Annotated in this window: 9 protein-coding genes and 1 tRNA gene; 3 read left to right on the forward strand and 7 right to left on the reverse strand. The window is 65.8% G+C overall.

Features of this window, described 5'->3' with window-relative positions:
• Positions 1-149: 149 nt before the first annotated feature.
• From AC0WR5_RS13335 to AC0WR5_RS13345, 3 genes are all read right to left on the reverse strand, one after another.
• A tRNA-Leu gene (locus AC0WR5_RS13335) sits at positions 150-234 on the reverse strand.
• A 152-nt stretch (positions 235-386) separates the two neighbouring features.
• On the reverse strand, positions 387-1175 hold the full coding sequence (locus AC0WR5_RS13340; RefSeq protein WP_475863798.1) for an inositol monophosphatase family protein: 789 nt from the start codon (positions 1173-1175) through the stop codon (positions 387-389).
• A 70-nt stretch (positions 1176-1245) separates the two neighbouring features.
• Positions 1246-2208 carry a LysR family transcriptional regulator gene (locus tag AC0WR5_RS13345; RefSeq protein WP_475863799.1) on the reverse strand — a complete coding sequence of 321 codons (963 nt, stop codon included), beginning with the start codon at positions 2206-2208 and terminating at the stop codon, positions 1246-1248.
• A gap of 91 nt (positions 2209-2299) precedes the next feature.
• On the opposite strand from AC0WR5_RS13345, the gene metF reads away from it, so the two are divergent.
• Both metF and AC0WR5_RS13355 read left to right on the forward strand, forming a co-directional pair.
• Complete coding sequence (gene metF, locus AC0WR5_RS13350; RefSeq protein WP_475863801.1) at positions 2300-3166, forward strand: methylenetetrahydrofolate reductase [NAD(P)H]; 867 nt, start codon at positions 2300-2302, stop codon at positions 3164-3166.
• Positions 3167-3239: 73 nt separating this feature from the next.
• Positions 3240-3698 (forward strand): PaaI family thioesterase, encoded by a 459-nt coding sequence (locus AC0WR5_RS13355; RefSeq protein ID WP_475863802.1) that lies wholly within the window; start codon positions 3240-3242, stop codon positions 3696-3698.
• Positions 3699-3888: 190 nt separating this feature from the next.
• Here the strand turns inward: AC0WR5_RS13355 and AC0WR5_RS13360 are convergent, their stop codons facing one another.
• Together AC0WR5_RS13360 and AC0WR5_RS13365 are read right to left on the reverse strand one after the other, a co-directional pair.
• Positions 3889-4950, reverse strand: a complete 1062-nt coding sequence (locus AC0WR5_RS13360; RefSeq protein WP_475863803.1) for a DUF2235 domain-containing protein — start codon at positions 4948-4950, stop codon at positions 3889-3891.
• Positions 4931-7225 carry a xanthine dehydrogenase family protein molybdopterin-binding subunit gene (locus tag AC0WR5_RS13365; protein ID WP_475863804.1) on the reverse strand — a complete coding sequence of 765 codons (2295 nt, stop codon included), beginning with the start codon at positions 7223-7225 and terminating at the stop codon, positions 4931-4933. The genes AC0WR5_RS13360 and AC0WR5_RS13365 overlap by 20 nt, the downstream gene beginning before the upstream one ends.
• A gap of 238 nt (positions 7226-7463) precedes the next feature.
• Between AC0WR5_RS13365 and AC0WR5_RS13370 the strand changes: the two genes are divergently transcribed.
• Positions 7464-10601, forward strand: coding sequence for a valine--tRNA ligase (locus tag AC0WR5_RS13370; RefSeq protein WP_475863805.1), 3138 nt, complete (start codon positions 7464-7466; stop codon positions 10599-10601).
• A 79-nt stretch (positions 10602-10680) separates the two neighbouring features.
• Here the strand turns inward: AC0WR5_RS13370 and AC0WR5_RS13375 are convergent, their stop codons facing one another.
• Together AC0WR5_RS13375 and AC0WR5_RS13380 are read right to left on the reverse strand one after the other, a co-directional pair.
• Entirely contained in the window at positions 10681-11886 is a 1206-nt protein-coding gene (locus AC0WR5_RS13375; protein ID WP_475863806.1) for a multidrug effflux MFS transporter, read from the reverse strand.
• Between the two features lie 73 nt (positions 11887-11959).
• Positions 11960-12211 carry a DUF2842 domain-containing protein gene (locus tag AC0WR5_RS13380; protein WP_475863808.1) on the reverse strand — a complete coding sequence of 84 codons (252 nt, stop codon included), beginning with the start codon at positions 12209-12211 and terminating at the stop codon, positions 11960-11962.
• Positions 12212-12296 lie beyond the last annotated feature (85 nt).

Here is a 12296-nt window from a genome sequence, read left to right on the forward strand (position 1 = left end):
GTGGCAGTCCTTCCTGAAATGGCAATTTCAGGGCGACCCTGCCGCAAAGAGATTGCGCCGGGCTTAATGTCCGCGAGCGCGTCCCCGGCAATTTCCGTAAAATGAAGGAGGCATCCGCAGCGCTCTCGCTCCCCCGGTTTCCCGGGGCCTGGTGCGGGCGGCGGGAATCGAACCCGCACGGGCCAAGCCCTAGCGATTTTAAGTCGCTTGTGTCTACCGTTCCACCACGCCCGCAAGGCGCCGGGGCGTTTCAGGCGCATGCCCGAAAGGCAATGCACTTCTGCCTGCTGTTGCCTGTCCCCGACCGGGGCCTCACCCGGTCAGATGACCATAACCGCCTGATAGACCGTGTAAAGACACACCCGCACCTGCAGGACAGTTCGCTGTCAGGCGTTGCGGATGATCTTGGAGAATTTCTCGAAAAGCGGTTCGTTCGCGCAGATGACCTCGCCGTCGCCCAGGATGTCGCCCTCGGGGTTCATCGGCTCGATCAGGCCACCGGCCTCACGCACGATGACGATGCCCGCAGCCATGTCCCAGGGCTTGAGCCTGCGTTCCCAGAACCCGTCGTAGCGGCCCGCGGCCACATAGGCCATGTCGAGCGACGCGGCGCCCCAGCGGCGCACGCCGGCACAGGCGGGCAGGATCTGCGCCAGGTCCTTCAGGGTCTGCGGCAGGTCGGTCGAGCCGGCGAACGGCAGGCCCGTGGCATAGATCGACTCGATCATGCGGATCCGGCCAGAGGCGCGGATACGGGTCTCGTTCATCCAGGCGCCTTCGCCCTTCTCGGCAAGGAACATCTCGTCCTTGGCGGCGTCATAGATGACACCGGCGACAATCTGGCCCTTGTGTTCCAGCGCGATGGACACCGCCCAGTGCGGCAGACCGTGCAGGAAGTTCGTGGTGCCGTCGAGCGGATCGACGATCCAGCGACGCGTCGGGTCCTCTCCGGCCTCGGCACCGCCCTCTTCGGCCAGCCAGCCATAGGTCGGGCGGGCGCCCAGCAGCTCTTCCTTGAGGATCTTTTCCGCCATCAGGTCGGCCCGGCTGACAAAGTCGCCCGCGCCCTTCATCGACACCTGAAGGTTCTCGACCTCGCGGAAATCCTTGACCAGGCTGCGACCCGCCTTGCGGGCTGCCTTGAGCATGATGTTGAGATTGGCGCTGAACGGCATGGGGGGCTCCTTGGATCCGAGATGGGCGTATAGCCCCCGAATGCCTTCTTGCCAAGGGCCTGCGGGCGCTTTAGCGCGCGGCGGTTCCCGGCGGGGCCACGGGCGCCGCAACCGGCCCCTGTGGCAGGCGCCCGCGCTGCAGTTTCACCGCCTCCGTCCGGGCCAGCCGGGTGAAATGCGCCATGAAGGGTTTCGCGGCATCCTCGCTGCGGCAGGCGGCGAACATGCGGCGCGTCAGCCCCTTCTCGGTGATCGGCTTGGTGATGTAGTCGGAATGATATTTCACCTCGCGCAGCACCCAGTCGGGCAGCACAGCCACCCCGCGCCCCGAGGCCACCAGCATAAGGATCACCTCGGTCAGCTCGACCCGGCGAATGCCCGCGGGCTCGACCCCCGCAGGCTCCAGAAGCATGGTAAAGACATCAAGCCGCGTGCGGTCGACCGGGTAGGTCAGCAGGGTCTGGTCGCGCAGATCCTCCGGCTCGATGAAGGCTTTCTCGGCCAGCGGGTGGCTGGCCGCGGCAACGAACACCGGAGAATAGTCGAAGAGCGGGGCAAAGGTGATGCCGGGAATATCCTCCGGGTCCGAGGTGATCACCACGTCCACCTGCTCGCGTTCCAGCGCGTCGATGGCGGTAAAGGCCAGGCCCGGGCGGATATCCACGTCAACCTCGCTCCAGGAATGGCGGAACAGCTCGAGCACCGGGATCAGCCATTCGAAACAGGCGTGGCATTCGATCGCGATGTGCAGCCGGCCGGCGCTGCCGTCGCGCAGCCCTTCGAAATCGGCCTCCAGGGCCTCTATCTCGGGCAGGATTCGTTCTGCCGCGCGCAGCATGCGCAGCCCCGCCGACGACAGGCGCATCGGCTTGGTCCGCCGTGCGAACAGCTCCATGCCGGCCTGTTCCTCAAGGCCCTTGATCTGGTGGCTCAGGGCGCTCTGGGTGATGTGCAGCAGGTCCGCGGCACGCGCCAGCCCGCCCGCTTCATGGATGGCGCGGATGGTCCGCAGATGGCGAAGCTCGATGTGCATCCTGTGTCCGGCTCATGATCATCGTGAATATTATGAAGTTGTCTCATGTGAGGGCTTTTGCGACAAGAGCCGAAATGACAAGAGGTTTCCAATGACCATTCCCGCCGTATCCTTCGAGTTCTTCCCGCCGAAAAACCTCGAAGCCTCGTTCCGCCTCTGGGACACCGTGAATGTTCTGGCGCCGCTGGCGCCGCGCTTCGTCTCCGTCACCTACGGGGCGGGCGGTACCACCCGTGACCTGACCCGCGATGCCGTGGCCACCCTGCACAAGCACATGGGCCTGAACACCGCCGCCCACCTCACCTGCGTCAACGCGACGAAGGAAGAGACCCTGGCCATCGCCGACAGCTTTGCCGAGGCCGGGGTGCGCGAGATCGTGGCCCTCCGCGGTGACCCGCCCAAGGGCGAAGGCAAGTTCACCCCCACCCCCGGCGGGTTTGCCAATTCGGTCGAGCTGGTCGAGGCGCTCGCCGCCACCGGCAAGTTCACCCTGCGCGTCGGCGCCTATCCCGAGCCGCACCCCGAAAGCCCGGACACCGCCGCCGATGTCGCCTGGCTGAAGCGCAAGTTCGAGGCCGGTGCCGACGAGGCCGTGACCCAGTTCTTCTTCGAGGCCGAGACCTTCCTGCGGTTCCGCGACCAATGCGTGGCCGCCGGCATCGACAAGCCCATCGTGCCCGGCATCATGCCGATCGAGAACTGGAAGGGCATGCGCCGCTTCGCCCTGGCCTGCGGCACCTCGGTACTGGCCTGGATGGACGAGGCCTTCGAGAAGGCCGAGCGTGACGACCGCGTCGATCTCTTTGCCACCGCGCTCTGCACCGAGATGTGCGAGAAGCTGATGGCCGAGGGCGTCAACGACCTGCACTTCTACACGCTGAACAAGCCCGAGCTGACCCGCGATGTCTGTCACGCCCTGGGCGTGACCCCGCAGGCCAAGTTGGAGAACGTGGCGTAACAGGCCGCGACATCCGCATCGCGGTTGATGATTTCACCCTGCGGGAATAGCCTTCCCGCAGGGAGGATCTTTCATGACCGAAACCACACTGGCGCGTCTCGCGCAGATGAGCGGGCTGGAACTCTTGCAGGCGATGCTCGCCGGCAAGGGCCCGGCCCCCAGCATTTCCGGCACCCTCAACTTTACACTCGAGACCATCGAGGAGGGCCGCGCGGTCTTTGTCGGCACCCCGACCGGAGATCACTGCAATCCGCTCGGCACCGTGCATGGTGGCTGGTACGGCGCGGTGCTCGACAGCTGCATGGCCTGCGCGGTTCAGAGCCGCCTGCCTGCCGGCAATGCCTACACCACTCTTGAATACAAGGTGAACATCGTGCGGCCGATCCCGCTCGGGATGAAGGTACGCGCCGTGGGCACGGCCCAGCACGTGGGCCGTTCCACCGGCGTCGGCGTGGGAGAGATCCGCGGCACCGAGGACGACCGGCTCTATGCCACGGGCTCGACCACCTGCATCGTAATGCCGATCCGCTGAGCGTGCCGGCCGCCGAAGCGCCATCCGTATTTGGAGAAAGATGAAGCGAGAGCTCTCGGGTTCCTCTCGTGGCGCCGTAGGCTACCGGGGCACGCTGCATATTTGTGGACAGATGAAACGGCGACCGCCTCCCTGCCAGCGGCAGACACCATGAGTATTTGGAGAAAGATGAAGCCCGGCTGCGCCCTCCTCAGGCGAGCTGTCCCTGGGTGGGATAGGTGCCGCGGGCGATGGCGCTCTCATGTAGCCGTTCCGAGGGATCGGCGCCCACGTGCCGCGGTTTGCGCAGCAGGAAGAACTTGCTGATGCCGCGCCACTGCCCGATCGAGGGGGCCTCGCTGTCGGTGGGATAGAGCCCGCGCCAGCCCTGGGGCAGCGCCAGGCCGCGCAGCTCGGCCTGGCCCAGCATCCAGACCAGCGGGATATTCGCCAGCGGCCGCGCCGAGAGATCGCCGCCCAGCTGCCCGCCCACGTCGCCGTGGGTGCCCGCGAACCACACTTGTTCCAGACGGCCGGACCAGTCGGGATCGCTCTCCCACATCACCGGGGCATAGACCTGCCGGGTTTCCTGCAAGGCAAGGGCATGGAAGCCCGATTTCACGCAATGCGAGAGCGCATGGTTGTGGAACCCGTGCTTGCGCTCGGCCAGGCGCCAGATCAGCGGCAGGCGCAGCCCCAGGGATTTCACCGTGTCGAAGGCGCCGATCATCTCGATCTCGGTCCGCTCATAGCAGTAGAGCCGATGGAAATCGTCGATCACCTGCTGATCATAGCATTCCTGGTAGAGGCGGTAGGCCTGAGTGATGTTGCGCTCGGTCGCCTCGTGAGTGGTCAGCAGGCCGACCCGGTCGATCACGCCGGCCAGCGAGCGCACCGCATAGGCGCCCCGGGAATAACCCAGCAGGAAGATCCGGTCGCCGGGGCGGTAACGGGCACAGAGATAGCCGTAGGCCCGGCGGATCTGCCGGTTGATGCCCCGGCCCATGATGACGTCCATCGAGTTGCGCCAGCTCGTCCACTGGATCCCGGCTTCGTAGTAGAGCGACAGGTTGGCGCCGCGTTCCTCGTTCAGCAGCCGGTAGATCTGACCGATGTTGGTCTCCTGCCCGGGCTCGAGCGAGGACATGGTGCCGTCGAGCATGATCACATGGGTGACCTGCCCCCGCCGTTTCGACAGGGGCGCGCGGCGTTGCCGCCGCAGCCAGCCCGGACGGATCCGGACGAGAAGTCGTTTAAGCTGCCTGTTCCGCATCTTTGAGCATAGTCCAGACCCGCACCGGGGTGAACGGCATGTCGGCCGCCGTCACCCCACGCACGCAGAGCGCATCCATCACCGCGTTGGCCGCGGCCGCCATAGAGCCTACCGTGCCGGCCTCGCCACAGCCCTTCATCCCCATGGGATTGGCGGTGGAGGGCACCGGCTCGGTGCCGAAGCCGATCATCGGCACGTCGACGGCACGCGGCATGGCGTAATCCATGAAGCTTGCCGTCAGCAGCTGGCCGTCGGCGTCATAGCCGACGTTCTCCATCAGGGCCTGCCCCACGCCCTGCACCACCCCGCCATGCACCTGCCCCTCGGCCAGCAAGGGATTGATCATGTTCCCGAAATCATCAATGACCGTGTACTTGAGCAAGGTCACCGCACCGGTATCCGGATCCACTTCCACCTCGGCGACATGGGCACCGTTGGGATAGGAACGGCCCGGCAGCTTCGCGCTTTCCTGCTGCACCAGCAGATCGTCGCGCCCGGCGGCACGCGCCATCTCGGCCACGTCGAGCATGTCGGGCGCCGCGTTCGACCCCTTGATGCGGAAGCTCTCGTCGTCAAAGCTCACGTCCTCGGGCGCAACCTCCATCCGCTCGGCCAGGAAGGCACCAAAACTCTCGACGATGCGGCCTACCACCGCTAGCGTGGCGTTGTTCTGGGTGGTGACGGAACGCGAGCCCCCGGTGCCGCCGCCCTTGGCGATCCGGTCACTGTCGCCCTGCACCACGGTGATCCTGTCCATCGGAATGCCCGTCTGATCCGACAGGAAGCGGGCAAAGACCGTCTCGTGCCCCTGGCCGTTCGACTGCGTGCCCACATATATGTTCACGGTACCATCCGCGTTGAATTCCACCTTCGCCGTCTCCGAAGGATCGCCTAGGATGCTTTCGATATAGTAACAGAGCCCCATTCCGCGCAATTTTCCGTCCGAGGCCGAGGCGGCGCGGCGCTGGTCAAAGCCTTCGCGGTCGGCCGCAAGGCTCACCGCATCGAGCAGCCGGGTGAAATCGCCCACGTCATAGAGCTCTCCCGACACTGTCCTGTAGGGAAAGGCATCGGGCGCGATGAAGTTCTTGCGGCGCAGTTCCCAGGGGTCCACCTCCATCTGGCGCGCGGCATAATCCATCGTGCGTTCAAGCAGATAGATCGCCTCGGGCCGCCCCGCCCCGCGATAGGCATCGGTGGGCGTCGTGTTGGTGTACCAGCCCTCGGCCTCCAGCAGCGCCGCCTTGATGTCGTAGACCCCGGTCAGCACCCGCGCAAACAGGTGGCTCTGGATCATCTGGCCGAAATTCGAATTGTAGGCCCCCAGGTTGAAGCGTGTCCTGACGTGATAGGCGGTGATCCGGTGCTCGGCGTCGAACCCCATGGTCACCTCGTGGGTCAGGTCGCGGGCGCCGTTGTCGCTCAGCATCGACTCGGTCCGGTCCGCGGCCCAGCGCACCGGCCGGCCCAGGGCCCGCGCGGCGAAGGCGCAGAGCACATATTCGGGATAGAGCTTGGCCTTCATGCCGAAGCCGCCGCCCACGTCCGGATGCGTCACCCGCACGTCTTCCGTCTCGAGGCCCAGGATCCGCGCCAGCTCGTCGCGCGGTGCCCAGACGCCCTGCCCGCCAAAGGACAGGTGCATCCGCGCCCCGTCCCATTCCGCGAAACAGCCGCGCGGCTCCATCGAGACCACCATCACCCGGTTGTCGGCCACCGAGGCGCGCACGACGTGCGCCGATCCTTCCAGCGCGGCCGCCACGGCATCGCCATCGCCCAGCGCGTAGTCCACGCCCCGGTTGCCCGGCACGTCGTCGTGCACATCCGCCACCGGATCGCCCAGGGTGACCTGCGCCGGCAGGTCGTCGTAATCAAGCTCGATCAGCTCGGCCGCATCCTTTGCCGCATTCAGGCTCTCCGCCACGATCAGCGCCACCGGTTCACCGACAAACCGCAGCTTGCCCTCGGCCAGCAGCGGATAGCGCGGGTTGGCGCCCTTGCTGCCGTCGCGGTTGGGCGCCAGCGAGGACGACAGCCCGAGCGTCACGCCCGCCGCCGTCAGCTCCTCGATGCCGATTACCATCGCCACGCCCTCGACCTCGCGCGCGGCGTCCATGTCTAGCGCCGTGATCGTGCCATGGGCCACGGGCGAGCGCAGAAAATAGGCCCTCAGCGCCCCCTCCGGCGCCACGTCGTCCACGTATCCGCCCCTGCCCGAGACGAACCGCACGTCCTCCACGCGGGTTACGGGCTGGCTTCTGCCGAACTTTTCCATGGCGCTGCTCCCCCTTATGCTTGCCACCATGAAGAGTATCTCCTGGCTGCTCATAGTCCATAGGGAGGTGCCGGAATTTGCGCGGGGCCCGCCCCTCTGCCCACAGATGCGCCGGCCGGAAACCCGGCTGCCTTCCGGCCGGACGCAGCGCCTCTTTCCCTTCCCCCGGCAATTGGGTATCCCCACGGGGAACGCGCGCAGCGGGTGCAGAAACGGTTCAGATACGGGAAGTCCGACGATGGCCATGGAAAAGACATTCAACGCGGCCGAGGCCGAAAGCCGCCTCTACGAGGCCTGGGAGAAATCCGGGGCCTTCAGGGCCGGTGCCAATGCAAAGCCGGGGGCCGAAACCTTCTGCGTGATGATCCCGCCGCCGAACGTCACCGGCGCGCTCCACGTGGGCCATGCCTTCAACAACACCCTGCAGGACATCCTCGTCCGCTGGCACCGCATGCAGGGCCATGACACGCTCTGGCAACCCGGACAGGACCACGCCGGCATCGCCACCCAGCTCCAGGTCGAGAAGATGCTGGCCGCCCAGGGCAACGAGGGCCGTCGCGATCTCGGCCGCGAGAAGTTCCTGGAGAAGGTCTGGGAATGGAAGGGCAAGTACGGCGGCACCATCGTCCAGCAGCTCAAGCGCCTCGGCTCCTCCTGCGACTGGGAGCGCAACGCCTTCACCATGGCCGGCGCCCCGGGTGACCCGCGCACCGGCCACGAGAACAGCCCCGATTTCCACGATGCGGTGATCAAGGTCTTCGTCGACATGTACGACAAGGGCATGATCTATCGCGGCAAGCGCCTGGTGAACTGGGACCCGCACTTCGAGACCGCGATCTCCGATCTCGAGGTCGAGAACATCGAGACCCCGGGCCACATGTGGCACTTCAAGTACCCGCTCGCCGGCGGCGAGACCTATACCTACGTCGAGAAGGACGAGGACGGAAACGTCATCCTCGAGGAGGAGCGCGACTACATCTCGATCGCCACGACGCGGCCGGAAACCATGCTGGGCGACGGCGCCGTGGCGGTTCATCCCGATGATGAACGTTACGCCGCAATCGTCGGAAAACTCTGCGAAATCCCCGTCGGGCCGGAAGAGTTCCGCCGCCTGATCCCGATCATCACCGATGAATATCCCGATCCCACCTTCGGCTCGGGCGCGGTCAAGATCACCGGCGCGCATGACTTCAACGACTACATGGTCGCCAACCGCAACAACATCCCGCTCTACCGCCTGATGAACGAGACGGCGCACATGCGCTCCGACGGTCTCTCCTACGAGGAATCCGCCGTGCTGGCAGAGCGTATCCTCGACGGCGTCGAGATGAGCGAGATGAAGATCGACACCATCAACCTGGTGCCCGATGCCTATCGCGGCCTCGACCGGCTGGAGGCCCGCGAAAAGATCGTGGCGTCCATCACCGCCGAGGGTCTTGCCGTGATGACCAAGGCCTCCGATCCCCGCCTCGGCGGCAAGCGCCCCGAGGGCGAGGAAGGCGAGGAGATCGTGCCGCTGGTCGAGGCCAAGCCGATCATGCAGCCCTTCGGCGACCGCTCCAAGGTGGTGATCGAGCCGATGCTGACCGACCAGTGGTTCGTCGACACCGACAAGATCGTGAAGCCCGCGCTCGACGCCGTCCGCGAAGGCCGCACCAAGATCATGCCCGAGAGCGGCGAGAAGACTTATTACCACTGGCTCGAGAACATCGAGCCCTGGTGCATCTCGCGTCAGCTCTGGTGGGGCCACCAGATCCCCGTCTGGTACGGGCTCGACCTCGGCACGCTGAAATCCGGCGGCGACGGTGACATGGATCTCGTCGACATGCTCAAGCTCTTCATGGATGAGCACCTCGTGCACATGGGCGATGTCCAGGCCTGCGGTCCGAACTTCGACGGCGTGATCGAGGCCTTCCGCGACGAGATCGCCGATACCCCCTCGCCCATCAGCCATTCCCGCATCGTCGAAGTGGCCGACAAGAAGGCGGCACAGCACATGCTGGCACAGTCCCTGGCCGAGTTCACCGCCACCGAGGACCCGACAAAGCTGGTCTACCCGGTCTGGCGCGACCCCGACGTGCTCGACACCTGGTTCTCCTCCGGCCTCTGGCCGATCGGCACCCTGGGCTGGCCGCAGCAGACGCCGGAGCTGGCGAAATACTTCCCCACCGACGTGCTGATCACCGGCGAGGACATCCTCTTCTTCTGGGTTGCCCGGATGATGATGATGCAGCTCGCCGTCGTCGGCCAGGAGCCCTTTCACACCGTCTACCTGCACCAGCTCGTCCGCGACGAGAAGGGCAAGAAGATGTCCAAGACCACCGGCAACGTCATCGACCCGCTTGAAATCGTGGATGAATACGGCGCCGACGCGCTGCGCATGACCAATGCCTCGATGGCGGCCATCGGCGGCGTGCTCAAGCTCTCGGAAGAGCGGATCAAGGGCTACCGCAACTTCGGCACCAAGATCTGGAACGCCACCCGCTTCGCCGAGATGAACGGCGTCTACGAGAACGGCGCGCCCTCGCAGGAGGTGCCCGCGGCCAGTGCCACGGTGAACAAGTGGATCATTGGCGAGACCGCCCGCATCCGCGAGGCGACCGATCAGGCCCTCACCGATTTCCGCTTCAACGAGGCGGCGCTCGGGCTCTATGCCTTCGTCTGGGGCAAGGTCTGCGACTGGTACGTGGAATTTGCCAAGCCGCTTCTGGCCGAGGACGCCCCCGAGCGCGCCGAGACCCAGGCGGTCATGGGCTGGGTCATCGACCAGTGCCTGATCATGCTGCACCCGATCATGCCCTTCATCACCGAAGAGCTCTGGGGCACCACCGCCACCCGGCCCAACATGCTCGTGCATCAGGACTGGCCCACCTACGGCGCCTCGCTGATCGACCCGGTCGCGGATACCGAGATGAACTGGGTCATTTCCCTGATCGAGAGCATCCGCTCGGCCCGCGCCCAGATGCATGTGCCCGCCGGCCTCAAGGTGCCGCTGGTGGTCACCGGCCTCTCCGCCTCGGCCCAGACGGCCTGGGAAAACAACCAGACCCTGATCATGAAGCTGGCGCGCATCGACAGCCTGACTGAGGTCGAGAGCTTCCCCAAGGGCACGATCACCATCCCTGCCGACGGCGCCACCTTCGGCCTGCCGCTGGCCGACATCATCGATGTCGAGGAGGAAAAGGCGCGGCTGGAGAAATCGCTGCAAAAGCTCGCCAAGGAGATCGGCGGCCTGAACGGACGCCTCAAGAACCCCAACTTCGTGGCCTCCGCCCCCGAGGAAGTGGTCGAGGAGGCCCGCGCCAACCTCGCCGCCCGCCAGGACGAGGAAGCCAAGCTGAAGGCCGCCCTGGAGCGGATGGCCGAACTGGGCTGATCCGCCCCGCAGGGTTATGAACAGAAACGGGCGCGCTACCATGGCGCGCCCGTCTTCGTTTCAACCTCCGGCAAGGGGCTCAGGCGGCCTCTGCCACCTGCCGCGCCTCCAGCCGGCGCACCCAGAGCGCCGACCAGAGCCCGATCGCCGTGGCCAGCAACAGCAGCCCGATGATCCAGAATACCCCGTGCTCGGGCGAGACAACCGCCCCGGTGATCGTGGCGCACATGCCGCCCGCCGCGGTGATCATCGCCGAGGACAGCCCCGAGGCGCTGCCCGCGAGGTGCGGGCGCACCGACATCACCCCCGTCGCGGCATTGGGAGAGGTCAGCCCGATGCTGATCCCCGCCCCAAGCACGCCGAAGAAGAACACCGGCACCGTCACCATTCCCGCCAGCATCAGCACCAGCGAGATGGCCAGCGTCCCCACGCCCACCGCACGGCCGATGATCATCATGCTGGTCAGCTGCCAGCCGCTGCGCTTCGCCTCCTGCCCGGCCACCCAGGTGCCGATCATGAAGCCCAGCGTCATCATCCCCATCCAGGTGCCCAGCGTCGCCGGCGACATGCCAAAGGCCCCGGCGAGCGAGATCGGCGCGCCCGAGATGAAGATGTGGAAGCTCGCCGTGGTAAAGGCCCAGCAGACGGAATAGCCCCAGAAGCGGCGCGAGGTGAAAAGCTCGGGATAGGTGGCGAACTGCGCCTTGAAGCTCGGCTGCAGCGCTTGGTTGGTCTCGCCCAGGTCCACCCAGGACAGCACCAGCAGCGCCACGCCCATCAGCGTGTAAAAGCCAAAGGTGCCGCGCCAGCCCACCCATTCGTCGATCACGCCGCCCACCATCGGCCCCAGCATCGGCGCCAGCGCCATGACAAGCGCGATGGTCGCCATCTTCTGCGCCACCTCGCTGCCCTCGTACTGGTCGCGCACGATCGCCCGGCTCAGCGCCAGGCCGGCGGCCGAGGAGGCCTGCAGCAGCCGCGCCACCATGAAAACGGTGAAATCCGACGTGATCGTACAGACCAGCGATGCCACGATGAACACGCCCGTCCCGATCAGGATCAGCGGCCGCCGGCCATAGCGGTCCGACAGCGGGCCGAAGATCAGCTGCATGATCGCGGTGGTGAACAGATAGGCCCCCACCGCCAGGTTCATCATCCCGTAGGTCACGCCGAACTCCGCCGCCATGTGATCCAGCGAGGGCACGAACATGTTCATTGTCAGGATGGAGGCGCCGGTCAGGACGATCAGCGTCGTCAGCATCGGCGGGGTGCGGGTGGCAGTCACGGCAGATCTTTCGCTTCGGTCAAAACCTGAACGGTCTAGTCCGATTCCATTGCCATGTTAAGGGCCGCCCGGGTTAACCGCGCGTCCGCGTCTCCTCCGCCTCTTCCAGAGACGCATCGGGATCGGCCTTGCCCACCCCCTTGAAGACGAACTTGAAGGGCAGCGCCCAGAGCACGCCCAGGCCCACATAGACAAGCAGCTCCACCACGAAGGGCGGCCGGCCCAGCCAGACCATGATGTTCATGGCCAGCACGATGTAGATCGGCAGCCCCACCACCAGGATCACCAGCGACCAGCGCCGCCGCGCCTTGTAACTCAGTGCCATGAGGTCCCCTCCCTCGCTCCCTGCGGAAACGGGGCCGCTCTCGCCGCCCCGCATTCATTTTCTTGTATCAAATATCCCGGGCGAA

The organism is Pseudooceanicola sp. DL12 (genome assembly GCF_056270665.1).